Genomic DNA, 25005 nt, shown 5'->3' with positions numbered 1-25005 from the left:
TCCGGAATCCGATGTAAGTATAACATTTTTTTGGCGAGGGTACTTTTCAAAAACCAACTTATCTGATAACCTGACAAGTAAGAGATCATGATCCGAATTTTGCGAAAAGAGGGGACTTCAGGTGCGCGTATCCTTGTTCATTACATGCCTTGCCGATAACATGTATCCTCAGGTAGGGGAAAGCGTCGTTCGGCTGCTGCACCGGTACGGGTGCGAGGTTGATTTTCCGGAGATGCAGACGTGCTGCGGTCAGCCCGCTTACAACAGCGGCTACCAGGATGATGCGAGAGAGGTTGCTCGCAATCTGATCCGTGCTTTCGAGCACAGCGATTACGTGGTGTCGCCGTCGGGCTCGTGTACCGGTATGGTGCATCACTACTATCCTCAGCTGTTTGAGAATGAGCCGGAGTGGAAGGCCAAGGCGGAGAAGCTGATCGACAAAACGTATGAGTTTACCCAGTTCTTGGTGAATGTGCTGGGGATTACGGATCTTGGCGCTGTCTTCGGGGAAAAGGTCACTTACCACCCGTCCTGTCATGCCACGAGGCTTCTGGGCATTCGCGAGGAGCCGGTGAAGCTGATGGAGAATGTCGAGGGACTGGAGTTCATTGATCTGCCGAAAAAAGAAGATTGCTGCGGCTTCGGCGGCACGTTCGCGGTGAAGATGGCGGATATGTCGGAAGCGATGGTATGCGAGAAGGCGGCTAATGTATGCTCCACGGGGGCTAGCGTGCTCTGCGGAACGGACATGGGCTGCTTGATGAATATTGAAGGACGCTTGAACAAAGAGGGGCGTCCGATTCAGGTGATGCATCTGGCGGAGCTGCTGGAGGAAGGGGTGAAGCGCGGTGAGTCTGCAGGCAAAAAGTGAAAAGGAATTGATCGGCACCGGGCTGAAGCAGCGTACGGAGGAGGCACTGGCTAACGATTTCCTGCGTAAGGCGGTGGCGTATACGACGGATAAGCTGAAGGGCGGCCGTCTGAAGGCGGCGGATGACTTCGGTAACTGGGAGGAGTGGCGCGACCGCGCAAGGCTCATCCGGAAGCACGTAATCGACAACCTCGACTATTACCTGACGCAGTTTACGGACAATGTTGCTGCGGCGGGCGGTCACGTGTATTTCTGCAAGACCGCAGAGGAAGCGGTCGCTACGTTCATGAAGCTGGCGGAGGAACGCAAGGCGAAGCTGGTGGCCAAAGGGAAATCGATGGTGTCCGAGGAGATTCACCTCAATCACCACCTGGAGGAGCGCGGGATCGAAGCGATTGAGACGGATCTAGGCGAGTATATTCTGCAGCTGGCGAAGGAGACGCCGTCTCACTTGATCATTCCGGCGATCCATAAGAATAAGGGACAAATCGCCGATATTTTCTCCGAGGAGGCGGGAGAGAAGCTCGAGCCGGAGACGAAGGTGCTGGCGGGCTACGCGAAGCAGCGGCTGCGCAATTACTTCCTGGAGGCCGATATCGGGCTGACCGGCTGCAACTTCGGCGTGGCGGAGTCCGGCGCGATTACGCTGGTGTCCAACGAGGGCAACGGCAGGATGGTGAGTACGATTCCGAAGTGCCATGTCGTGATCATGGGCATGGAGCGGCTCGTGCCGACGTATGACGATCTGGAGGTCGTGCTGAACATGCTGGCGCGAAGCGCAACGGGTCAGAAGCTGACGACCTACACGTCGATGATTACGGGACCGCGCCGCGAGGGCGAGCTGGACGGACCGGAGGAGCTGCATCTGATCGTCCTCGACAACGGACGTTCCTCGCAGCTCGGCGATCCGGTGTTCCAGGAGGTGCTGCACTGCATCCGCTGTGCGGCGTGCTTGAACGTATGCCCCGTGTACCGGCACGTGGGCGGCCACACCTACGGAAGCGTGTACAGCGGCCCGATCGGGGCCGTGCTGACGCCGCTGCTGCAGCAGGACATGAAGGAAGCGGGACAGCTGTCCTACGCTTCCAGCCTGTGCGGGGCCTGCCACGAGGCGTGCCCCGTGAAGATTCCGCTGCACGATATGCTCGTGCAGCTGCGCGCGCGCAAGGTCAAGCTGGGGCTGACCCCGCTTGCCGAGCGCGCCGCGTTCCGGACGTTCCGAACCGTGTTCGGGAACGTCACGCTGTATCGTATGGCGACGAAGTCCGCCTACTATGGGATGAAGCCCCTGGTGAGCAAGGGGGGCTTCATCCGGAAGGCGCCGGGGCCGGCCGCCGGATGGACGCAGTCGCGCTTCCTGCCGATGAAGCCGAAGCAGTCGTTCCGCGACCGGTGGGCTGCGCTGCAGCAGGAGCTTCAGAAGAAGGGAGGCGCTCACGATGGCCAATAAGACGGGTGCCATACACGGCCGCGAGGCCTTCATCGGCAATATTTCGTCGCGGTTAGGACGCAGAGGGCCGGCAGCTGCCGCACCGGAGCATCCTTATCGCGGAGCGCCGGACTTCTACAAGGCGGTACAGCGGACGACGGAGGAGCGGATGGAGCTGTTCGAGGCGAACTGGACGGCGCTGACCGGCAAGGTGCTGGTGGTTGACGAGGCGGAGGCGCCGGAGAAGATCGGCGCTTGGCTGCGTGAGGTGGCCGCCGAACTGAAGGTCACTTCCGTCTCCCGCTGGGAGCATGAGGGACTGAAGGCATTGGGTCTCGACGCTGCGCTGGCTGAGAGCGGTATCGAGGTCGTGCCTTGGCAGGAAGAGGAGGCAGGCTCGGTGGAGGTCGCCGCCGAAGGCTCCAACTGGTCGAAGCGCAGCGAGCTGCTGCGCCGGACGGAGCGCTGCCAGCTCGGCATCGTCTGGCCGGACTATGCGGTAGCCAACACCGGTACGCTGGTGCTCCAGTGCTCGCGTGAGAAGGGCAGATCGGTCAGTCTACTGACCGAGATTTTGTTCGCCGTCTTCCGGGCGGATCAGCTGGTGGACCGCATGGGCGAGGCGTTCGCGAAGATTACCGACGGCAAATCGCACGCATCGGATTATGCCTCCTCGCTCAACCTGATTACGGGCCCGAGCCGCAGCGCGGATATTGAGAACGACCTGACGATCGGGATCCACGGACCGGGGAAAGTGTATGCTGTGATCATCAAATAAATAGATGAATAAAATAACCTTCCGAAATTCTTCGTATTTTTACGAGAGCCGGAAGGTTTTTTGCATGTTTTGCCGAATTTTCTGTAGAGGCTTTGCGGGGAGGTCCGCGAAAGAGGCTTTTTTCTTATGAACGGGAGAGGACTACATTGAGCAGTGTGAACGACATGTTGCATTTTTTCTTGAAGGATGTATTGCAGTTTTTCGAAAAGCGCAAATTGGCCCGGGATCTGTCGGACTGTGATTTTGCTTTGGCCGGGCAGGTTTTATATAAAAAGTACGGGCAATCCTCTTCCATTAACGAGTTTTCCCAGCTGTTGGCCGGCTATCTGGGCGAGCCTTGTCTGGAGCGTGCGCTCGAGCTGATCGAGAACAATTCGGCGCTTACGATTTACTTTGTGGAGTGTAAGCCGAACGGCTATTACTCGCGCAAGAACAACAAGCTGTCGCCGGAGTACACGGACCATATCGGCCTCGCGCCGGTGGCTGCCGGAGCGGAAGGGGCAGGAGAGGATACGGAGGAGGACTACACGCCGGATATCAACAAGTTTCCGAATGTGCTGCCGACGATCCGGAACTATATCGAGGATCTGCAGATGGAAATCGACCGCTGCCGCAGAGAATTCGATATTCATATGAACATGACGGAGAGCCGCAGGGCTCAGCTGGAAGCGTGGATCGCCCAGTGCGAGCAGGGGATCGGTGAGTTCGAGGAAGCAATCCGCGTGCTCAATCGCCATTCGCGGAAGACGATGTAGCTGGGCCGGTGCCCGATATAAAACGAACCGTGCGCTTGTCGAATCCGTCTCTTTAGACGGGGAAGCCCGCCGGCGAATCGATGCCTCCGCATCGCCCGCCGGCGGGCTTCTCTTGCTATACTGTTTTCTATACAACGAACGGTTCCAACAGGGGGTTGTAAAAAGTGTAATGACCCTCACGTCAGTTTTATGATCCAATGGACACAGCTTCACAGGCGCCTGATAAAGCTATACCGTCTGCGCCTGGTGCAGGCGGCTGTACAGTCCACCTGCGGCGAGCAGCTCGTCGTGGCCGCCCTGCTCGGCGATGCCCTGCTCCGTCACGACGACGATGCGGTCCGCGCTCCGGATTGTTGCCAGCCGGTGCGCGATCACCAGCGTCGTACGGCCGACGGACAGCTCCGCCAGCGCCTGCTGGATCGCCGCCTCCGTCTCCGTGTCGAGCGCGGACGTGGCCTCATCCAGGATGAGGATCGGCGGATTCTTAAGGAACATCCGCGCGATGGCGAGACGCTGCTTCTGACCGCCGGACAGCTTGACGCCGCGTTCGCCGATCTGCGTATCGAGCCCCTCCGGCAGCGCCTCGATCAGCTCCCCGAGCCGAGCCCGCCGTGCGGCATCCAGGATCTCCGCCTCGGTCGCCTCCAGCTTGCCGTAGGCGATATTTTCCCGCAGCGTTCCGGTAAACAGGAACACATCCTGCTGCACGATGCCGATCTGCTTCCGCAGGCTGGCGAGCGTCATGCCACGAACATCGAACCCGTCGATCGTGATTCGTCCTTCCTCCACCTCGTAGAAACGCGGGATCAGGCTGCAGAGTGTCGTTTTGCCCGCCCCGGAGGGTCCGACGAAGGCTACGGTTTCTCCGGCCCGAATCGCCAAATTTACGCGGCTTAATACTCTTGCGTGCCCCTCGTAGCCGAAAGAGACCTCCTCGAAGCGGATATCGCCCCGCAGCGTTGCTACCGCCACAGCTCCCGGCTGATCCGCCACATCCGGCTCGGTGTCCAATATTTCCGTAAACCGCTTGAAGCCGGCCATCCCTTTCGGATAATTTTCCAGAAATGCGTTAATTTTCTCAATCGGTTTAAAGAAAACGTTAATCAGCAGCAGGAATCCAACAAACGCCCCATAGGTCAACTCCCCCTGCACTACAAACCAGGCACCGCAGATCAGCACGAAGAGCGAGATCAGTCTCATGAGCAAATACATACCTGAGGAGCTGTAAGCGATGATGCGGTAGGACGCCAGCTTCGCTTCCCGGAATTGATGATTGCTTTGATTGAATTTCTTCATCTCGTACGGTTCGTTCGTAAAGGTCTGCACGACGCGGATTCCCGAAACGCTGTCCTCGACACGCGCGTTCACCTCGGCGATCTCCGAGAACATCCGCTTGGCCGCCTTGACCAGCTTCAGGTTGCAGGCCACTACAAGCCAGATCAGCAGAGGCACGATGAGAAAGGTGAGCACGGCCAGCTTCCAATTAATAGTGAGCATCAGGAAGAACGCCCCGATTAAGGTCATGACCGCGATGAAGAGATCCTCCGGCCCGTGATGAGCCATTTCCCCGATTTCAAACAGGTCGTTCGTCATTCGCGACATCAAATGCCCGGTCTTGGTGTTGTCGAAAAACCGGAACGACAGCTTCTGAATATGGCTGAACAGCTGTTTCCTCATATCGTATTCAATGTTAATGCCAAGCTTATGTCCCCAATAGGTTACGACGTATTGCAAAAAGGTGCTGATGCCGTACAAAACGAGCAATCCGACGCAAGCCCACACAATCAGCGGCCACTGCTTGCCCGGCAGCAGGTTGTCGACGATCCACTTGACCGCAAGCGGAAACGACAGCTCCAGCAGAGCGGCTAAGACCGCGCAGCCGAAGTCGACCATAAACAGCGTTTTGTAAGGGCGATAATAGCTGAAAAATCGCTTTACCATATCCAATCTGTAACAACCTCCTCATTCCCTAACACGTACTCGTATCATTTCAGTCAGTATAGGTCGGCGCAGGGGTCATGGCAAGGGAAAAATCGGCTGAAATCCGTTTTTCCGGCCGGAATTTATTCGTTGACACCTTTTGGAGACGGGTGATACTATGTTTATGTCAGTATATAAAACTGTGGTTTATTATACAAAACCAAAACTCGGAGGCTTCTGTCATCATGGACAAAAAATATTGGGTTCCCGCCCTGGAAAAAGCAAACCATGTGCTGCAGACCATCGCCGAAGAGCCCTCCGCTTTGAAGCTGATTGATATCTCCAAAAAGCTGGGCATTAACAAAAGCTCGCTATTCTCTCTGCTTGCCACCATGGAAGCGCTGGAATGGGTTGTTCGGGAGAAGGATGCGACTTACTCCTTAGGCTCGAAGCTCGGGCTGCTCGGCAACGTGTTCTTCAAGCAATTCACGCTCATCGACCGGTTCAAGAAGGAAGCCTCGGTCACGAAGCACGTCATTCAGGAAACGATTCAGCTCGCCAAGCTGGAGCAGCATGAGGTGCTTTATTTGGCGAAGGAAGAGATGCCTTCCCAGGTCAAGCTGACGTCCGAGCCCGGGATGAAGCTTCCGGCCCATTCCACGGCGTTAGGCAAGGCGCTGCTTGCCTGGCTTCCTGAGCAGGAGCTTCCCGAGCGGTTTCCGCAGGAGATGCTCGAGCCGCTGCTGACGCCCTATACGGTGAAGACTCGTCAGGAGCTTGTCGAGCATTTGAATCAGGTGAGGGAGCGCGGCTTTGCTTTTGACCTGCAGGAGGCGGTGGTGGGGTTCTGCTGTGTCGCCGCACCCGTGCGCAATGCCCAGGGAGAGGTCATCGCTGCGATCAGCTGTTCGATGTTCCAGCATGTTTGGGAGCAGAAGAAGGAGCTCGCGCAGAAAGAAATTTGCGATTTGGCCGCAAGACTTTCACATTATTAAGGAAAAGGAAGTGAGCCCGTGAGACTGCAAAACAAAATCATCCTTATTACCGGATCAGGCTCCGGTATCGGCAAGAGCTCGGCGCTGCTGTTCGCCAGCGAGGGCGCGACGGTCGTCGTGAACGACCTGCAGGAGGATAAAGGACAAGAGACAGTAAACGAAATTCGTCAAGCCGGAGGAGAGGCCTTATTCATCCAGGCGGATGTGACGGACCCGGAATCCGTCAAGGCGATGGTCGACGAGATCATCGAACGGTTCGGGCGAATCGATGTGCTCTTTAATAATGCCGGGATTAGCGGCGTGGGCGCCATTCACGAGGTGGAGCCGGATGCTTGGGACCGTGTTATCAGCATCAACATTCGCGGCGTTTTCCTCCCAAGCAAGTATGTGCTCCCTCATATGATGGCGCGCAAGGAGGGCTCGATCATCAACATGTCCTCCTGCATCGCGGAGATCGGCTTGGCTCGCAGGGCGTCCTATTCGGCGACCAAAGGAGCCGTGCTGGCTCTGACCAAGTCCATGCAGGTGGACTATGCACCTTATAATATCCGTGTGAATGCGCTGCTGCCGGGTACCATTTTGACGCCGTTTGTGGAAAATTATCTCCGAACCTCCTATGACGATCCCGAGGCGGCGGTAGAGTCCTTGAAGAAGCGTCAGCTCAGCGGAGATCTCGGACGGCCGGATGATGTGGCGAAGGCCGCCTTGTTCCTTGCATCGGATGAATCGAAGTTCATGATGGGCTCGCCGCTATACATTGACGGCGGCGTTGTGTTCGGCAAGAATGCGTAAGCAGCATACAATCGCAGTTCATTTACTACAATTAGGAGGTCATCGCACTTATGAAACTTTTAACCTTTATCGATAACGGCTCGCAGCAGCTTGGCGTGAAGACAGATCGCGGTGTAGTACATATTACGAAAGCGCTTGAAACCGTTGCGGCGGAAGGAACTATCGCGACGAACGTACATCAGGTCATTGAGGGCGGAGCTGCCGCAACTGCAGCTTTGCAGGCATTTGTGGACAAGGCGCTGGCGGCGGGAGGAAGCGAAGCCTATCTTTTGAATGAAGAAGAGCTGACGCTCGGTCCTGCCGTGACTCATCCGAACAAAATCATCTGCGTCGGTCTGAACTACCGCAAGCACGCGGAGGAAACGAATGCGCCGATTCCGCAGTACCCGATTCTTTTTAACAAATTCAATAACACGCTCACCGGCCATGGGGCCGACGTTCCGCTTCCTGTTCGCGTAACCGACAAGGTGGACTATGAAGCGGAGCTCGTGATCGTCATCGGGAAAACGGCGAAGTATGTGTCCAAAGAGGATGCGCTCAGCCACGTATTCGGTTACTGCAACGTAAACGATCTCTCGGCACGCGATCTGCAGCTTCGTACACAGCAATGGCTGCTCGGCAAAAGCTGCGACGGCTTCAGTCCGCTCGGTCCTTATCTTGTCACTGCTGATGAGGTGGGCAATCCAAACGACCTGAGCATTCGCTGTATCGTGAACGGAGAAGTTCGCCAAAGCTCCAACACCTCCGATATGATTTTCCATTGCGACGAGATTGTGAGTTATATTTCGCAGCACATGACCCTGTTGCCGGGGGACATTATTCTTACCGGGACACCGGAAGGCGTTGTTCTCGGGTACCCGCCGGAGAAGCAGGTGTACCTCAAGGACGGCGATGTGGTGACGATTGAGATCGAGAAGCTCGGCTCCTTGACGAATCGTATGGTGAATGAGCAAGCGTAATTGATTTTTCGTGAATGAGGGAGGTGCAGTCAGGTGGCAGGACATATTTCAAGCGGGGCGGATGCGCTGGTCATGGATGGACGCGATCATGTGGCGACCGCGATCCAGGATCTCGCAGCAGGGGCTCTTATTACTTATATGAAGCAAGGTCAGGTGTTTGAGCTGACGCTGCTGGACGCGATTCCGTTCGGTCATAAGGTGGCGATTACCGATTTGGCGGCCGGTACGGACATTCGCAAGTACGGCGAGGTCATCGGAAGAACGACGTCCGATATTCGGGCGGGACAGCATGTGCATGTTCATAATGTCGAAGGCATTCGCGGTCGCGGAGACCAGGCGGCGGAGAAAGCGTAAGCGAGAGGAGAGGCTCACATGAGTCATATGATGGGATATAGAAGACCGAACGGCGATGTGGGAATCCGCAATCATTTGCTGATTATTCCTACGGTCATTTGCGCCAATCAGGTGTGCAGCCGGATCGAGCAGCTCGTGCCGGGGACGGTGGCGATCCCGCACCAGCATGGCTGCAGTCAGATCGGAGCGGATAAGGATCGCACCTTCGAGGTGCTGGCAGGGACGGGCAGGAACCCCAATGTAGGAGGGGTCATTATTATCAGCCTGGGCTGTGAGGTGGTGGATCCGCACGCGCTCGCGGAGGCGATTCGTCCGACCGGCAAGCCGGTGGAAGTATTCGACATTCAATCGGTCGGAGGCTCGGTGAAGGCGATTCAGTACGGTGCAGAGATTGCCCGCAGCATGCGTGCGCAGTTGGATGAGATGAAGGCGGAGCCCATTCCGTTCAGCGAGCTGATCATCGGCGTGAAGTGCGGGGGCTCGGATGCCACCAGCGGCCTTGCCTCTAACCCGGCCCTCGGAGCGGCGGCGGATACGCTCATTCAGCAGGGCGGCGGCGTCGTCATCGGCGAGACGACCGAAATTATCGGCGCTGAGCATGTGCTGGCTTCCCGCTGCGCAACTCAGGAGACGTCCGATAAGCTGTATTACATTGTCGACCGCTTCGAGAAGGAAGTGGAGCGGATGGGAGCCGACATGCGCGGCGGCAATCCAAGCCCGGGCAATATTGCGGGAGGGCTCACGACGATTGAGGAAAAGTCGCTTGGCTGCATCAGTAAATGCGGCAATGCTCCGATTGAAGGCGTGATCGAGTATGCCGAGAGCATTCCGAAGCACGGCCTCTACTTCATGGACTCGCCGGGCAACGATATCGAATGCGTATCGGGCATGGCAGCGGGCGGTGCTCATCTGGTGTGCTTCACGACCGGACGCGGTACGCCAACCGGCTCGGCCGTTATTCCGGTTATCAAGATTACCGGCAACAAGCGGATGTATGAGCGCATGACAGACAACATGGACGTCGATGTGAGCGATATGCTGGAAGGTACGCTGAGTCTGGAAGCGGCAGGCGAACGGATCTGGCAGGCAATTCAAGAGGTAGCGAACGGAAAGCTGACGAAGGCGGAAGTTCTCGGCCATACGGAGTTCAGCATTAACCGGATCGGACCGAGTCTGTAGCAGCACTCTGGATAAATCGAATCCCCTGGCATGCATTCGACAGGTGAAGCATTGCGGCTCGGTGGAACGCACCAATAATTTCAAGCAGGAGGCTTTCTGTATGGGTAGATTGAAAGGCCGAGTGGCCTTAGTTACGGGCGCCAGCCGCGGAATCGGCGAGGCGATCGCGATTCGTTTGGCCGAGGAAGGCGCTCACGTCGCGGTTAATTTTACTTCGGAACGCTCCAGACCGCTCGCAGAGAAGGTCAAGGAGCAGGTGGAAGCGCACGGTGTCAAGTCGATCGTGGTCCAGGCTGATGTCGGCAGCAGCGAGCAGGTGGCTGCCATGTTCCAGCAGGTGAAAGAGCAGCTGGGCGAGGTGGAGATTCTAGTTAACAACGCAGGTATCGCCCCGTTTGAATCGTTCATGCATGTCACCGAGGAAACTTGGGACCGCACCTATAATACGAATGTCAAATCGATCTTCTTGGCTTCCCAGCTGGCGGCGCGCTCGATGATCGAGAAGCGCTACGGTAAAATCATCAACGTGCTGTCTACCGCGAGCCTGGTGGTGACAAGCCCTGTCATCCCGCATTACCAGTCGTCCAAGGCGGCGGCTCATATGCTGACGAAGGGCATGGCCATTGAGCTCGGCAAATACAACATCAACGTCAACGCGGTCGGTCCGAGCACGGTAGACACGGATATGTGCACGGACTACTTAGCGGATCCTTCCATCCGTGCGAAGGAGATTGAGGCGAATCCGATGAAACGCCTGGGCACCGCCCGCCAAATCGGCGACGCGGTGGTGTTCCTCGCGTCCGAGGAAGCCATGCAGGTGAACGGTCACCTGCTGATGGTGGACGGAGGCTTGACGGTGAAAGCCGCTCAGCCTGACGACCACATGGAGCACTAGCACCATTCATGCTGCGATTCGCTTGAGCGGGGGCCGTGCTCCATGTGGTACCTGCTCAGCGCGGGTCGCCGGGAACCAAGCATAAGGAGTTGACGTCATGCGGGTAAAGCGCATGCTGGATTTGACACAGGAGCTGTATCACAACAGCCCTGTGCTGCCGATCTTTGATCCGCCGAAGCTGGACTATATCTTCATTGGTCCTAGAGACGGCTGGAAGATGGAGCGGCTTACGCTGAGTCTTCATTCCGGCACACATATGGACGCGCCTTCTCATATGAATGAGTTTCGTACGAATCTCGACGAAATTCCCGTGGAGCGATTCCAAGGGCAGGCGGTGTATATTCCGTTAGCTGGGATAAAGGGGCCCTCGGACCCCATCACACCCGTTGATCTTGAGCCATACTTAGAGCAGCTGACTCCTGACGCCGTTGTGCTTCTGTACACGGGCTGGGGGGAAAAGCAGGCCTGGACGACCGAGTGGATCTACCAATCGCCTTACTTAAATAATGACGCCGCCCGTTTGCTCGCGAAGCATCAAGTGCGCGGGGTGGCGATTGATCATTTCAGCATCGGCGGTACCGGGGACGAGAACGAGGAAACGCACAGGATCCTGCTGGGCAGCGGCATCTGGGTGGCGGAGGGACTGCAGCTGAATTTCCCAGAGCTGAGCGAAGGGAGCTGGCAGCTTCTCTCTCTGCCTATTAAGGTTCGCGAATCGAGCGGAGCACCCGCTAGAGTGGTAGCTATTCAATATGAGTCATGATACTAGACTGATAGAAAGTCCTTCGAATCCCTCGAAGGGCTTTTTTCATATGATCAGAAAGTATAAGTTCGAGCCGAGGGTTCAGCTTTCTGATATTGCAAGAAAAGCTTTATTTTTAGCACGAATGCACTTCCTCGAAAGGGCTTCGATAGAAGCTTTTCTTACGTTACATTTATGAGAATTCCCTGTCCATGATTTCCACGTTTTGTTTGGTATCGCCAGAGAGAAGGCCGTCACGTGTCAGGCAAGTGGTGAATTACTGCTAAAGCGCAGAAATCTACGATCCCAAATGAAATTCAAAAGCGAGATTTGTGAGAAAACAACTTTAAGAGAACACAATGACTAAAAATGCAGCTACTGGCCTCACAATGTTGTATATAAAGTCAAAATTAGAAAGTCCTTGTGGAATAAGGTTATTCGGTATACAAAAGCAGGAGTACCTCCCCACATTCTAGAAGTTAAGGTTACCAAATGGCATGGGCAACACGAAGGCGCAAAAGAACGGGCTTTTGTCGATCTCGAACTATATGTACAACTCGAAATCGGTTACCTGTGGCAGATAGATGGCGTTACAGGGCGTCTGGCGCTTAACACGACCCGGTAATGCTCCCTGTAACGTTATGAAATCACCTTACTGTACCCAAAATGTGTTCATCTGCCATTGTAAGATGAACACATCGCGTTACAATGCGTATGGTGCTTAACACGGCCCGGTAACGCTTCTTGTAACGTTATGAATGGACCTCTGTCAAGAAAGTAGACACTCCGTTAAGTGAACCCTTAAGCAGCCTTCTTAAAACGCGCAGCAAATTTAACCGGCGATACATAACCGATTGCACTGTGGATTCGCTTACGGTTGTAGAAGAACTCAATATATTGAAAAATGGCTTCATAAGCCTGCTGCTTCGTTTTAAACTTGGTGCGGTAAATAAGCTCCTTCTTTAATATGCTGTGAAATGACTCGATACAAGCGTTGTCATAGCAGTTCCCTTTTCGGCTCATGCTGGCTTTCATTGAGTAAGCCTTCAACTTCTTACGGTATTCATCTGAGGCATACTGTGAACCGCGGTCTGAATGATGGATGAGCCCTTTCCGAGGTTTCTTGGCCTCATAGGCGGCTTGTAACGTGTCTACAACTAAGTCTGTGGTCATTCGATCGTAAAGGCGCCAGCCGACGATCTCACGCGTGCATAAGTCTAAGATGCTGGCAAGGTACAATCGGCCCTCTCGGCAAGGGATGTAGGTAATGTCTGCTACCCAGACCTTCTCTGGCTTCTTCACATCAAATTCCTGATTCAGGATGTTTGGAGCGATAGGCAGATCATGGTTAGAGTCGGTTGTCTGTACCTTAAATTTTCGAGAAACGCACGAACGCAGCCCTAGCTCCTTCATGTAGAGACTGACTGTGCGCTCTGAAATCTTAAACTGTTCAGCCCATAGTAAACGGGTGATCTTGGGGCTGCCATATCTTCCATGAGAGTCGTGAAAATGGTAGGAAATCCGCTCCATCACCTTCGTCTTCCGTTTCTCTCGCTCACTTGCTGTAGCCGTTTGCCACTTGTAAAACCCGCTCCTGGATACCTGCAGCACTTTGCACATCTTCTCCATTCGAAATTCGGAGCGGTGATCTTCAATGAACTGGAACCTTAGTTCTTTTCTTTGCTGAAGATGTGCAGAGCCTTTTTTAAAATGGCCAGCTCCTCCTGGAGATCGGCTATCTCCTGATCTTTTTTCTTGGCTTCGCGTTCTTTTGCTGCCAATTCTTCTTTCATTTGACGAAGCTTTTCCGGGTTGGCTAGCGGCTCATTTTCAAATGAACGGTACTGAGACATCCAGTTGTGGATTGTTCCTGCCGGAATGTTCAGCTCCGCCGCGATTTCCGGCACCGTCTTGGTCTGTTCTTGTACGTATTTGACTGTCTGCTTTTTAAATTCTTCATTGTAACGCTGCCGTTGATCTCCCATGGTGGACACCTCATTGTTCTTTGCTAAGTTAATTATCTAACTTCACTTAACGATGTGTCCACTTTTTATTCTAGCTGCAGAAATCACCTTACTGTACCAAGAATGTGTTCATCTGCCACCGTAAGTTGAAAAAATCGCGTTACGACGTCTGGCGCTTATATCGGGCCGATAATGCTTCCTTGTAACGTTATGAAAGTCATCGTAATGGGCAGAATTCGCAAGAAAATTTGGGCTGCCAAAGCTCAATTTGTGCGATTGAAGTCAAAAAAACCTTCGACTTTCGTATGAGCATTCGACACGAATTGTTCATTCTGGTATCCAAATCTAATAATCTCTTAACGATTGCTTGATACTTTTTGAATTTCTTCCTAGTAAACTCCAATTATAGCAATGATGCGGAGGTGCTTCGGATGAAAGAGATTCAAATGTTGTATAAAGGCAAGGTTCACAAAGGAGAAATTGCATACGAGCAGCCGGACTTTATGGAAATCAGCCTGCCGGATGAAGCTGAATATTCGAGCGGAGATGCGATCATTTGCTTTGACCGTTTCCGCAGATGGACGATGAAAGTGATGCGGACCGCTACGTCGCGGATCATCGTGGCTCCTGTAAACAGCGAAATTTTTCAGATTCAGGGTTATTCGCCTATCGCGTACGAGGAGCTGTACCGCCAGGAGGACAAGGTGTTCAAGAGCTTTAAGCTCAATACCTTCGGTACGATCAGCGAGGATTTCAAAATCCGTTCGGTTCGCTTTACGGATGTCAGCAGGCTGGGCTTCGGGCTGGAGGTAGACGATTTCTCCGTCCGAATGAATGAGGTCTACGATTCGATGATCATCTGTGACGAGGAGACCATCCATCCGAAGCTGATCGTAAGATATGCGCATATCCTGGAGAAAACGATCCGGTACGGCTGTGAAATCAAGTCGATTTCTTCTAAGGATCTGCATAAGCTTCGCTGCTATCTTCTGACAAAGCAGTTTGCACAGGAAGTGTGATATCGGTCACAGCCGCCGGGGACGGCTCTATGGTTCAATAGAGGTAAGTTCAAAGATAAGGGGGCTGCCAGCCATGATTACCTGCGGAGAATGCGGCAAAATCAAGGGCCAAGGTGAAACGGGGAACAGCTGGATCTGCGAGGATTGCAAAGTCGAGCCGCCGGCAAAGGAAGAGGAGCCAAAGGAAACGAACACGCCATAAGAAAAAGGGACGCCTTGATCGGATTAAAACCCGAGGGGCGTCCTTTGTATTTATCCGCTACTCTTCAAACAGGTTACGCAAGCCTTCCTCATAAGGGGCTCGCACGATTCCCTTTTCGGTGATGATCGCGGTAACGTATTCGTTCGGCGTCACGTCGAAGGCAGGATTATATACTTTGATGCCTTGCGGGGCCGTACGTTTGCCGAAGCCTTGCGTAATCTCGTCTTCATGGCGTTCCTCAATAGGAATGTCCGCTCCTGTAGGCGTATTGAGGTCGATTGTGGACATCGGGCAAGCCACGTAAAAAGGAATGCCGTGCGCTTTGGCCAATACAGCTACGCTGTAGGTCCCGATTTTGTTGGCTACGTCGCCATTGGCCGCCACGCGATCCGTCCCGACGATGACCGCCTGTACCCAGCCCTTGGACATGACCGCTCCGGCCATGTTGTCACAAATCAGCGTCACATCGACACCGGCCTGCTGCAGCTCGAAGGCCGTCAGTCTGGCACCCTGCAGCACCGGCCGTGTTTCATCCGCGAACACCTTGATGTTGAGTCCCTTCTCCTTCGCCAAATACATCGGGGCCAAGGCGGTGCCGTAACGGGCTGTCGCTAAGCCGCCGGCGTTGCAGTGCGTGAGCAAGCCCATGCCGTCCTCGAACAGGGTTAGAGCATGCTCTCCGATCAGACGGCACGTTTCCTCATCTTCGGCTTGGATTGCCCTAGCCTCGTCCAGCAGTGCTTGCTTTGCGCCTTCGACCGTTACTTCCGTACCCTCGGCAAGAAGCCCCTTCGCGGTTGCCCGCATCCGGTCCAAAGCCCAGAACAGGTTCACTGCCGTAGGCCGGGAGGTAGCCAGGTAATCGCATTGCCGCTCCACTTCTGCCAGCAGGGCGCTTTTGTCCCCTTCGGTGTGACGAACACCGAGGTAAACCCCGAACGCAGCGGCAATCCCGATGGCCGGAGCCCCGCGAACCGCGAGCTGTTTAATGGCGTCCCACACCTGTTCGGAGGTGGTCAGCTCCAAATAAACAATTTCATCGGGCAGCAGGCGCTGGTCAAGAAGATCCAACCGGTTATCCAGCGAATTCCAGCGTACCGACTGCAGCCAATCATTATGCGTTTGCTCTACTGTTGACATCTTATTGAACCGCCTTCACTGCGATATCCAGAAGCTCTTCGATCGAAGCTGCCTTCCGGTTGTGCTTAATTAGGGACGTGCCGATTTGCAGGGCGATGCGCTGAGCGCGCTCCTTCGCCGCGGCGTCCTCCAGCTTATTGATATCGGCGACCTGTGCGAGTCCATGAACGCGGCGAACCATCTTACAACCGGAGTACCCGAAGGTGTCCTGCAGCAAGCGCGTCATATAAGCGTCCTGGAAGCCCTCTGTCTTGAACATGCGATCGTTGCCCTGCTCGTTCCAAAGCGTACGGAATTGCCGATCGAAGCCCACCCAAATGTCCCGGATGGTATTCAAGAGATACGCCCGGAAGTCCTGACGAGAGGAAGCATCCTGACTCCAGCCCTCTTGCGCGGCATAATTGAGCAGGAGATTGGCGAATACCGCACCGATATCAAAGCCCATCGGACCATAATAAGCGAATTCCGGGTCGATCACCTTCGTCGATTCGGGTTTAATGAAAATACTGCCGGTATGTAGATCGCCATGCAGCAGCGCCTGCGCTTGAACGAGGAACTTCTCACGGAGAAGGGCAACCTCAAGATGCAGCTCCTTATCGTTCCAAACCGCTTCTACCGCATCCTGAATGGCCGGCGGCACATTGTTGTTCGGCGAATTCGTGTACGGGTCATCGAAAATCAAATCCTCGGTAATTTTGCACAGCTCCGGATTGACGAATTGCTTCACCCGAGCTTTCTTCTCCTGCTGATTCATTCCAAGGTCGGAGGTAAAGAACAAGGTGTGGGCTAGAAAACGGGAAATGTGCTCGGCGAACAGCGGATATTTATTGCCTTCCATCAGTCCGCGGCGCATGATGACATGATCGCTTAAATCCTGCATGACCGTAAGGGCAAGCTTCGGCTCATAGACATGGACATGGGGCACAAGATCAGGACAAAGCGCTTCCTGGATCATCAACGCTTCGCTTTCAATACGGGCACGGTCCAGTGTCAGAGGCCAGGATTCCCCTACAACCTTTGCGTAAGGAAGGGCTTGCTTGAGAATGATGCTTTTCCCCGAAAAAGGCTCCGAGATATGAAAAACGAGATTCAAATTGCCGTCGCCGATCTCACGGCTGACAAGCTCGCTATTGGCTGCAAACAAATCGGGCAGGCGGCGGGCGTACTCGATTGCTTCCGCTTCACTTAATGCGTGGTATGCGCACATGGTATATATCCCCTCCAAGTGGACGTTAACTAAACGGTTTCGACAAAAAACTGCCATTCCTAAGTATAAATCAAATTAGGGTGATTGGAAATAGAGGGATACAAAAGAAAAGGGAGGGCACTGGAATTGTGCCTTCCCTTGTCCTCTTTCAGAATTAAAGCATGCGTTGCCTACGATGCTCCACCAAATCGATTGCCCCTAGTACCACATGGGCAAGTCCGAAGCCTACTACAGCGGCGGCTGCCATAGGATACTTCCCTCTCATAGCTGCACCGGAAGCTGTTACTGCTGTACCCAGGACGGTAGGAATAAGACCTTCGCGCATGTACAATTCCTCCTCAAAGGATAATGTCATTACTTCTTTAGAATCGGGCGAACCGCGAAGTTTTATGCAATCAGGGAGCTGTATGGTTTTGCCTTGCCGCGCGAACATGGTACAATGTTAAGATCAAGCAAATACGGAGTTGAGAATCACGGATGAGCGGTCAGGTAATTGCACTAAAGGAGTGGGCTTCGGCCATTGAAGCACTTCGAAACGGGCAGCAAATTCTCATTATGCGCAAAGGAGGGATTCGGGAGGAAACCCGGGATTTCCAGATCGAGAGCGAAAGCTTCTACTTATATCCGACTTACGAGCATCAGCGCAGGGAGCTGCTTAAGGAAGAGTATCAATATCAATTGGACGAGACTCTGAGGGGCTGGAGCAGCCAGGATACGGAAGCGGTGATTCGTTGTTATGCCGAGCTTACGGAAGACATACTAATTGCATCGCAAGAGGAGCTGGATCGGCTCAAAGGAGAGCATATCTGGACCGACCGCTTCGCCGAAGAGCGGGTCAAGTGGAAGCGGGCACAGCCGCTGCATCTTATGCTGCTGCGTGTGTACGAGCTAACCGAGCCCGTCCGGGTAAGCATCCTGCCGGAGTATAACGGCTGCAAATCATGGATCGGCTTGCCTGCCGCAGCTCTGGATGCAGCGGAGCGACGGCCGGTCTTATCCGATGAGCAATATGCGGAACGGATAAATACCATAAAATCGTTGCTGGGGTGACCGGTTTATATGTGATCGAGGCTCCCGGGTTCGCTTCATTTTCACCGAGCCTAAGCACGCCTATTGATTTTTATTGGTAATGTAAGATAATATTATCATTGAGAATCATTGATAATCAGTTTAGAATAATTATTAACAAAGAATAATTTAACGCTGGAGGCGCAAATCATGGCTAATTCACCACAATTTATCATAGACGGTTTGAAGGCAACTGTCGAAGGGAAAGAGATCCTCAAGGGCTTAAGCCTGAAGATCAACGGCGGCGAGGTTCACGCCATCATGGGTCCGAACGGAACGGGGAAATCGACCCTTGCATCCACATTGATGGGACATCCGAAGTATGAAGTTACTGACGGTTCCGTTTCCTTGAACGGCGAAGACGTGCTTGAAATGGCGACGGACGAAAGAGCAAGAGCAGGCTTGTTCCTTGCTATGCAGTACCCTAGCGAAATTACCGGTGTTACGAATGCGGACTTCCTGCGCAGTGCGATCAATGCGCGCCGCGGCGAGGGCAACGAAATTTCGTTGATCAAGTTCATCCGTCAAATGGAAGCGAAAATGAAAGAGCTGGAAATGAATCCGGAATTCATGCATCGTTACCTGAACGAAGGCTTCTCCGGCGGTGAAAAGAAGCGGAACGAAATTCTCCAGATGCTGATGCTCGATCCTAAGATCGTCATTCTCGATGAGATTGACTCCGGTTTGGATATCGACGCTCTCCGCATTGTAGCGACAGGTGTGAACGCCATGCGCTCCGAAGACCGCGGCTTCCTGATCATTACGCACTATCAGCGCTTGCTGAACTACATCAAGCCTGATTACGTTCACGTTATGATGCAAGGACGCATTGTAAAATCAGGCGGTCCTGAGCTTGCAGAGCGTCTGGAAGCGGAAGGCTATGATTGGGTAAAGGAAGAACTGGGGATTGTAGACGAAACGGTTGGCCAAGAAGAGAAAGAATTCAAGGTTCCGATGAATACTACAGCGCCTAAATACTAAGCGATAGAGGGATAGGAGGATACGCAAGATGAGTACACAAACCGCTCTTCCCATCGATCGTGCAAGCCTAACGGAGCTGTCGAAGTCCAGAAAAGAACCGGAATGGATGACAAATCTTCGGGCGCAGGCTCTCGAGCTGGCCGAATCGTTGGAATTACCGAAGCTTGAAAAAACAAGAATCGACCGTTGGAGCTTAAATTCCTACGGCAAATATAAAGCAGCAGGCGAGCTGACCGCCTTGGATCAGCTTCCTGAGGCAGCGAAGCAGCTGCTGCAAGGCGAGAATCAAGCTCAGCCGGAAAACCTGCTGATTCAGCAGAACTCGGCTGTAACCTTCCGCAGCGTTTCCGAGCAGTTGAAGCAGCAGGGTGTAATTTTCACCAGCCTGGAAGAGGCTCTTCAAACGCATGGCGACTTGGTGCAAAAGTACTTCATGTCCGTTGTCGAGACGAAGGAAAACCTGCTTACCGCATTGCATACTGCGCTTTGGAGCGGCGGGGTATTCCTCTACGTTCCAAAGAACGTTCAAGTGGAAGTACCGGTTCAAGCGCTGTTCCTCACATCGGATGCGGAAGCAAGCTTCTCTCCGCACGTATTGATCGTAGCTGAGCAGCATTCCTCCGTTACTTACGTAGATAACTTCGTTTCGGAAGGCAATCTGAATCAGCTTGTACTGAACGGTGTAGTAGAAGTAGTAGCCAAGCCCGGCGCCAAGGTTACCTTCGCTTCCGTACACAGCCTGAACGATTCCGTAACGGATCTGACTTATCGCCGCGCGGTCGTTGAGAACGATGCTGGCGTCGAATGGATTATCGGTGAAATGAACTATGGGAACACGATGTCCGATACGACGACGATTCTTAAAGGCAACGGCTCTACTTCCGATGCCAAGGTGATCAGTGTAGGCACCAACGACCAGAAGCTGAACGTAACGACCCGTGCGATTCACTACGGTAAAAGCTCGGACAGCCAAATGATCACTCGCGCGGTAATGCGCGATGAGGCGACGGCGATTATCAACGGTATCACCAAGATTGAGCATGGCGCTACGAAGGCAAACGGCGAGCAAACGGAGAAGGTGCTGATGCTCAGCCCGAAGGCGCGCGGAGACGCGAACCCGATTTTGCTTATCGACGAGGATGACGTAACGGCAGGACACGCAGCCAGCGTCGGCCAAGTCAATCCTGAGTATGTATACTATCTTATGTCCCGGGGGATTTCCCGTCAGGATGCCGAGCGCCTGATCATCTATGGCTTCCTGGATCCGGTTGTCTCCGAAATTCCGCTGGAGCTCGTACAGACGCAATTAAGGAGCCTTGTGGAAAGGAAGCTGGGACAATGAATACCGCAGCCATCCGCAAGGAGTTCCCGATTCTTCATCAGGAAATCAACGGACACCCGCTAGTGTATTTGGATTCCGCGGCCACCTCGCAAAAGCCTCAGGTTGTAATCGATGCGATCAAGCATTATTACGAATGGGATAACGCCAACGTGCACCGCGGTGTCCACACGCTGGGCTCGCGGGCGACCGATGCCTATGAGAATGCCAGAGAGAAGCTGCGTAAGTTCATCAATGCCCGCTCGACGGAGGAAGTGATTTTCACCCGCGGCACAACCACGGCGTTAAACCTCGTAGCTTCAGGCTACGCAAGAACGGTTTGCGGCGAGGGTGATGAGATCGTCATTACTCCCATGGAGCATCACGCCAACTTAATTCCGTGGCAGCAGGTGGCTAAGGCTACCGGCGCCACACTGAAATATATTCCGCTTCAAGAGGACGGCTCCATCCGCCTTGAGGATGTGGAGAGTACGGTAACAAGCCGCACCAAAATCGTCTCCGTCACTTATGTTTCCAACGTGCTTGGCGTCGTCAATCCCATCAAGGAGATTACGGCGATTGCTCATAAGAACGGGGCCAAGATGGTAGTGGACGGGGCTCAGAGCACACCTCATATCAAGGTTGACGTACAGGATCTCGATTGTGATTTCTATGCGCTGTCCGGCCATAAAATGTGTGCTCCAACAGGGATCGGTGCCCTTTACGGTAAGAAGGAGCTTCTTCAAAGCATGGAGCCGATCGAATTCGGCGGCGAAATGATCGATCATGTTGGCTTGTACGAATCGACATGGAAGGATCTGCCCTGGAAGTTCGAGGGGGGAACTCCGATCATTGCAGGCGCGGTCGGGCTTGGTGCGGCGATTGATTTCCTGGAAAGCATCGGAATGGATGCGATCGACAAGCATGAGAAGGAGCTCACGGCTTACGCCATGGATCGGATGCTTGAGATTGAAGGCCTTACCGTCTATGGACCGAAGGAGAATCGCGCAGGACTGGTCACCTTCAACCTGGACGATGTTCATCCGCACGATGTTGCAACGGTTCTGGACGCAAGCGGCGTTGCCGTTCGCGCAGGACACCATTGCTGCCAGCCGCTGATGCGTTGGCTTCAAGTAACGGCAACGGCACGGGCAAGCTTTTATCTATACAATAACGAGGAAGATGTCGATCGCTTGATCGCTTCGCTAATCAAAACAAAGGAGTACTTCGGCCATGCAATTGGATGATTTATACCGCAGAGTCATCATGGATCATTATAAAAATCCACGCAACCGCGGCTCCTTCGAAAGCGGAGAAGCGGTTAGCATCGACTTGAACAATCCAACCTGCGGAGATAAGATACAGCTTCAGATGCAGGTGGAGGACGGTATTGTCAAAGCGGCAAAATTCACGGGCGAAGGCTGTTCCATCAGCCTTTCTTCCGCTTCTATGATGACGGATGCCGTGAAAGGCAAAACGCTGGACGAAGCGCTGAAGATGGCGGAGAGCTTCTCCGGCCTGATGAAGGGCGAGCCGGTCGAGTTCGAGTATGAGGATATTGAGGCGCTGTCCGGCGTGAACAAGTTTCCTGCCAGAATCAAGTGCGCCACCCTTGCTTGGAATGCTCTGCGCAAAGGTATTGAGCACTCAAAACAATAGTAAAACGTACGGAATGACCTTAAATTGAAAAGGAGGTCTTACCATCATGGCGAAAAAAATGCCCGAAATGGAAGATTATAAGTATGGTTTTCGCGACGAGCACAAAGCGGTGTTCCAGTCGGGAAAAGGCTTGAATAAAGAGATTGTTACGGAAATTTCGCGTATGAAGGGCGAGCCCGAGTGGATGCTGGAGTTCCGTTTGAAGTCTCTGGAGCAATTCCAGAAGATGGATATGCCTACTTGGGGCGGCAACATGGACGATCTGGATTTCGAGGATATCCAGTACTACGTCAAGCCTTCTGAGAAGCAAGGCAAGACGTGGGAAGAGGTGCCTTCCGAAATCAAGGAAACGTTCGACAAGCTGGGTATTCCCGAGGCCGAGCAAAAGTTCCTTGCCGGCGTATCCGCTCAGTACGAATCTGAGGTAGTATACCACAGCATGCAGAAGGAGCTCGAAGACCAGGGCGTTATCTTTACCGATACGGATACTGCGCTTCGCGAATATCCTGAGATCTTCAAAAAATATTTCGGCACGATCGTACCTCCAAGCGATAATAAATTTGCCGCTTTGAACAGTGCCGTATGGTCCGGCGGAAGCTTCATCTACGTTCCGAAGGGCGTAAAGGTAGAAATTCCGCTGCAGGCATATTTCCGGATTAACTCGGAAAACATGGGGCAATTCGAACGTACGCTGATTGTTGCCGACGAAGGCAGCTTCGTGCACTATGTAGAGGGCTGTACGGCTCCGATCTACAGCACAAACTCCTTGCATAGTGCGGTCGTTGAGATCCTCTGTCTGAAGGACTCCCGTGTCCGTTACACCACGATCCAGAACTGGGCACCGAATATCTTCAACCTCGTAACCAAGCGTGCGGTAGCGGAAGAGAACGCAACGATGGAATGGGTTGACGGAAACATCGGCTCCAAGCTGACGATGAAATATCCTGCCGTCGTTCTGAAGGGCCGCGGCGCGAAGGGTATGGTGCTTTCCATCGCGGTAGCAGGGAAAGGTCAGCATCAGGACGCAGGAGCGAAGATGACGCATCTGGCTCCGGATACGACGTCCACGATCGTATCGAAGTCGATCAGTAAGCACGGCGGTAAAGTAACATACCGCGGCTTGGCTTCCTTCGGACGCAATTCCCAGGGGTCTAAGGCGAACATCAAGTGCGATACGCTGATCATGGATAATCAGTCCACATCGGATACGATCCCTTACAATGAGATCATGAACGATAACATCACGCTGGAGCACGAAGCAACGGTATCCAAGGTTTCCGAGGATCAGCTCTTCTACCTGATGAGCCGCGGCTTAAGCGAAGCGGAAGCTACGCAAATGATCGTTATGGGCTTCATCGAGCCGTTTACGAAGGAGCTTCCAATGGAATATGCCGTAGAGATGAACCGTCTCATCAAGTTCGAGATGGAAGGCTCTATCGGTTAATAATAAGGAAGGACACAGCTTTCCCGGGTTATACCGGAGGCTGTGTCCTTTTTGTTTCCATAGCCGACAATGCATAGGGGGTTCAGCCTTTTCTCATGCTATAGAAAGTGAAAATTTGCTGAACAAGGAGACAGCCAGCATGAAAAAGCGAAGCCAAAGAGCCGTTTTAGCCATGATCATCGGAACTCTTCTCATCCCCACGGGCTGCGGCCATATTTTGTCCAAGGAACAGCGTCAAAACAATCAATTGAGCTTTCCGAGCACAGACGGAAGGCAGACGAACAGGGCAAGAGTGGAGCAGGAAAATGCCGCAAAGGGCCTTACGGCCCAGTCGAAGCACCAACCGAAGGTACTGGAAGCAGATACGGCCCGTTTGCCGCTCACGACGATCAACGGGGTAAGTTACGTTGAAGCTAACGCCTTCGCTAAGGCACTGGAGTATAACACCGATTGGGATGGCGATCAAGGCGTGCTGCAAATAGGGGAATACGGCTCCAACTATGAGCTGAAGGTGAATGATACCACTGCCATGAAAGAAGAGGAGAAGGTAAGCCTTCCTCAAGCGCCAATCTTGAGAAACCATCAGGTGTTCCTGCCGTCTGCGGCGATTCAGCCTTTATTCGGCGACGATATCTCCTTCGAGCTGACAGATCGCGAAGTGGTTCTGCGTCCGGTGGGTGAAGCGGTAATGGATCCGATGGACGGACCGGAGGAGGCGGATACAGGCTCTGAACTGGACTTCGGAGATGACCCGGACGATCCTTTCAAGGGGGATGAGGGCGAGGATCCTGCCGATGCGGAAACGCTTAGCGGCGCTGTAGAGGAGCTGACACAGCTGAGCTCCGTGGAGCTGGAAGCGCTAATGAACCAAGAGGCCGTTCCGGTGTTAAAAAATATTGATATGAATGCTTTAATCCGCCGCGGAAAACGATATTTGGGCGTGAAGTATCGTTTCGGCACAGGGCCGTATCCAAGAACCGGCCGTTTCGACTGCTCCACCTTCACGGATTATGTGTTTAACAAGTTCGGCGTGGATTTGCCTAGAACGGCTCGCGCGCAAGCGAAAAGGGGAACGGCGGTCAGCCGGAAAAACCTGCGTAAGGGCGACCTCATGTTCTTCTATGTACCGGGGCGGTTCAGGACCAATAAGACGGTCGGGCATGTGGGCATCTATATGGGGAATCGCCGGATGATTCATGCTTCCCCGCTGCCTCGGAATGGCGTACAAATTTCAACTATCAATAAGGGCTACTGGAAAAAAACGTTCTTGCGTGCCAAAAGAGTAGCGTATTAATGCTTCAAAGGAATAAAGCTCAACGTCAGCCGACGTTGAG

Annotated in this window: 26 protein-coding genes; 20 read left to right on the top strand and 6 right to left on the bottom strand. The window is 53.6% G+C overall.

Annotated elements, in window-relative coordinates; all coding sequences use genetic code 11:
• Positions 1-121 precede the first annotated feature (121 nt).
• From QMO62_RS12340 to QMO62_RS12325, 4 genes are all read left to right on the top strand, one after another.
• Positions 122-871: a (Fe-S)-binding protein gene (locus QMO62_RS12340; protein WP_284641257.1), complete on the top strand. Its 750-nt coding sequence runs from the start codon at positions 122-124 to the stop codon at positions 869-871.
• The gene (locus QMO62_RS12335) at positions 849-2321 is read left to right on the top strand and encodes a LutB/LldF family L-lactate oxidation iron-sulfur protein (RefSeq protein WP_284641256.1); all 1473 of its coding nucleotides are present in this window, start codon (positions 849-851) and stop codon (positions 2319-2321) included. The genes QMO62_RS12340 and QMO62_RS12335 overlap by 23 nt, the downstream gene beginning before the upstream one ends.
• Positions 2311-3078: a LutC/YkgG family protein gene (locus QMO62_RS12330; RefSeq protein ID WP_284641255.1), complete on the top strand. Its 768-nt coding sequence runs from the start codon at positions 2311-2313 to the stop codon at positions 3076-3078. The genes QMO62_RS12335 and QMO62_RS12330 overlap by 11 nt, the downstream gene beginning before the upstream one ends.
• Before the next feature lie 164 nt (positions 3079-3242).
• Positions 3243-3833, top strand: a complete 591-nt coding sequence (locus QMO62_RS12325) for a hypothetical protein (RefSeq protein ID WP_284641254.1) — start codon at positions 3243-3245, stop codon at positions 3831-3833.
• 228 nt (positions 3834-4061) lie between these two features.
• Here QMO62_RS12325 and QMO62_RS12320 read toward each other — a convergent pair whose 3' ends face one another.
• On the bottom strand, positions 4062-5774 hold the full coding sequence (locus QMO62_RS12320) for an ABC transporter ATP-binding protein (protein ID WP_284644929.1): 1713 nt from the start codon (positions 5772-5774) through the stop codon (positions 4062-4064).
• A 224-nt stretch (positions 5775-5998) separates the two neighbouring features.
• Between QMO62_RS12320 and QMO62_RS12315 the strand changes: the two genes are divergently transcribed.
• The 7 genes from QMO62_RS12315 to QMO62_RS12285 all read left to right on the top strand — a co-directional run bounded on the left by QMO62_RS12315 (position 5999) and on the right by QMO62_RS12285 (position 11690).
• A complete protein-coding gene (locus QMO62_RS12315; RefSeq protein ID WP_284641253.1) occupies positions 5999-6748 on the top strand; it encodes an IclR family transcriptional regulator in 750 nt (249 codons plus the stop codon).
• Positions 6749-6766: 18 nt separating this feature from the next.
• Positions 6767-7540 (top strand): SDR family NAD(P)-dependent oxidoreductase, encoded by a 774-nt coding sequence (locus QMO62_RS12310; RefSeq protein ID WP_284641252.1) that lies wholly within the window; start codon positions 6767-6769, stop codon positions 7538-7540.
• 50 nt (positions 7541-7590) lie between these two features.
• The gene (locus QMO62_RS12305; protein WP_284641251.1) at positions 7591-8499 is read left to right on the top strand and encodes a fumarylacetoacetate hydrolase family protein; all 909 of its coding nucleotides are present in this window, start codon (positions 7591-7593) and stop codon (positions 8497-8499) included.
• A gap of 33 nt (positions 8500-8532) precedes the next feature.
• On the top strand, positions 8533-8853 hold the full coding sequence (locus QMO62_RS12300; RefSeq protein WP_284641250.1) for a UxaA family hydrolase: 321 nt from the start codon (positions 8533-8535) through the stop codon (positions 8851-8853).
• Between the two features lie 18 nt (positions 8854-8871).
• Positions 8872-10032 (top strand): UxaA family hydrolase, encoded by a 1161-nt coding sequence (locus QMO62_RS12295; RefSeq protein ID WP_284641249.1) that lies wholly within the window; start codon positions 8872-8874, stop codon positions 10030-10032.
• Positions 10033-10132: 100 nt separating this feature from the next.
• On the top strand, positions 10133-10927 hold the full coding sequence (locus QMO62_RS12290) for an SDR family NAD(P)-dependent oxidoreductase (RefSeq protein ID WP_284641248.1): 795 nt from the start codon (positions 10133-10135) through the stop codon (positions 10925-10927).
• Positions 10928-11024: 97 nt separating this feature from the next.
• The gene (locus QMO62_RS12285) at positions 11025-11690 is read left to right on the top strand and encodes a cyclase family protein (RefSeq protein WP_284641247.1); all 666 of its coding nucleotides are present in this window, start codon (positions 11025-11027) and stop codon (positions 11688-11690) included.
• Positions 11691-12470: 780 nt separating this feature from the next.
• On the opposite strand, the gene QMO62_RS12280 is transcribed toward QMO62_RS12285, so the two are convergent.
• Together QMO62_RS12280 and QMO62_RS12275 are read right to left on the bottom strand one after the other, a co-directional pair.
• Complete coding sequence (locus QMO62_RS12280) at positions 12471-13325, bottom strand: IS3 family transposase (RefSeq protein WP_284644925.1); 855 nt, start codon at positions 13323-13325, stop codon at positions 12471-12473.
• 11 nt (positions 13326-13336) lie between these two features.
• Positions 13337-13654, bottom strand: coding sequence for a transposase (locus tag QMO62_RS12275; protein WP_284641113.1), 318 nt, complete (start codon positions 13652-13654; stop codon positions 13337-13339).
• A gap of 410 nt (positions 13655-14064) precedes the next feature.
• On the opposite strand from QMO62_RS12275, the gene QMO62_RS12270 reads away from it, so the two are divergent.
• Both QMO62_RS12270 and QMO62_RS12265 read left to right on the top strand, forming a co-directional pair.
• Positions 14065-14652, top strand: a complete 588-nt coding sequence (locus QMO62_RS12270; protein ID WP_284641246.1) for a hypothetical protein — start codon at positions 14065-14067, stop codon at positions 14650-14652.
• A gap of 73 nt (positions 14653-14725) precedes the next feature.
• A complete protein-coding gene (locus tag QMO62_RS12265) occupies positions 14726-14854 on the top strand; it encodes a hypothetical protein (RefSeq protein WP_284641245.1) in 129 nt (42 codons plus the stop codon).
• 57 nt (positions 14855-14911) lie between these two features.
• Here QMO62_RS12265 and mtnA read toward each other — a convergent pair whose 3' ends face one another.
• From mtnA to QMO62_RS12250, 3 genes are all read right to left on the bottom strand, one after another.
• A complete protein-coding gene (gene mtnA / locus QMO62_RS12260; RefSeq protein WP_284641244.1) occupies positions 14912-15994 on the bottom strand; it encodes an S-methyl-5-thioribose-1-phosphate isomerase in 1083 nt (360 codons plus the stop codon).
• A gap of 1 nt (position 15995) precedes the next feature.
• The gene (gene mtnK / locus QMO62_RS12255; protein WP_284641243.1) at positions 15996-17201 is read right to left on the bottom strand and encodes an S-methyl-5-thioribose kinase; all 1206 of its coding nucleotides are present in this window, start codon (positions 17199-17201) and stop codon (positions 15996-15998) included.
• Positions 17202-17355: 154 nt separating this feature from the next.
• On the bottom strand, positions 17356-17526 hold the full coding sequence (locus QMO62_RS12250) for an asparagine synthase (RefSeq protein WP_284641242.1): 171 nt from the start codon (positions 17524-17526) through the stop codon (positions 17356-17358).
• Positions 17527-17678: 152 nt separating this feature from the next.
• Between QMO62_RS12250 and QMO62_RS12245 the strand changes: the two genes are divergently transcribed.
• The 7 genes from QMO62_RS12245 (at position 17679) to QMO62_RS12215 (ending at position 24965) form a co-directional block, all read left to right on the top strand.
• Positions 17679-18251: a DUF1802 family protein gene (locus tag QMO62_RS12245; protein ID WP_284641241.1), complete on the top strand. Its 573-nt coding sequence runs from the start codon at positions 17679-17681 to the stop codon at positions 18249-18251.
• A 168-nt stretch (positions 18252-18419) separates the two neighbouring features.
• Positions 18420-19250, top strand: a complete 831-nt coding sequence (gene sufC, locus QMO62_RS12240; RefSeq protein WP_284641240.1) for a Fe-S cluster assembly ATPase SufC — start codon at positions 18420-18422, stop codon at positions 19248-19250.
• Positions 19251-19278: 28 nt separating this feature from the next.
• Positions 19279-20592 (top strand): Fe-S cluster assembly protein SufD, encoded by a 1314-nt coding sequence (gene sufD, locus QMO62_RS12235; RefSeq protein ID WP_284641239.1) that lies wholly within the window; start codon positions 19279-19281, stop codon positions 20590-20592.
• On the top strand, positions 20589-21815 hold the full coding sequence (locus QMO62_RS12230) for a cysteine desulfurase (RefSeq protein ID WP_284641238.1): 1227 nt from the start codon (positions 20589-20591) through the stop codon (positions 21813-21815). Before sufD ends, QMO62_RS12230 begins: the two co-directional genes overlap by 4 nt.
• Entirely contained in the window at positions 21802-22227 is a 426-nt protein-coding gene (gene sufU / locus QMO62_RS12225) for a Fe-S cluster assembly sulfur transfer protein SufU (RefSeq protein WP_284641237.1), read from the top strand. The genes QMO62_RS12230 and sufU overlap by 14 nt, the downstream gene beginning before the upstream one ends.
• A 46-nt stretch (positions 22228-22273) precedes the next feature.
• Complete coding sequence (sufB, locus tag QMO62_RS12220; RefSeq protein WP_284641236.1) at positions 22274-23671, top strand: Fe-S cluster assembly protein SufB; 1398 nt, start codon at positions 22274-22276, stop codon at positions 23669-23671.
• Between the two features lie 139 nt (positions 23672-23810).
• Positions 23811-24965: a C40 family peptidase gene (locus QMO62_RS12215; protein WP_284641235.1), complete on the top strand. Its 1155-nt coding sequence runs from the start codon at positions 23811-23813 to the stop codon at positions 24963-24965.
• The last annotated feature ends 40 nt before the right edge of the window (positions 24966-25005 follow it).

It is taken from the genome of Paenibacillus silviterrae (assembly GCF_030167925.1).
GTDB lineage: Bacteria > Bacillota > Bacilli > Paenibacillales > NBRC-103111 > Paenibacillus_G > Paenibacillus_G silviterrae.
The sequence above is the reverse complement of the archived record's forward strand: the minus strand, read 5'-3'. Positions and strand labels throughout refer to the sequence as shown.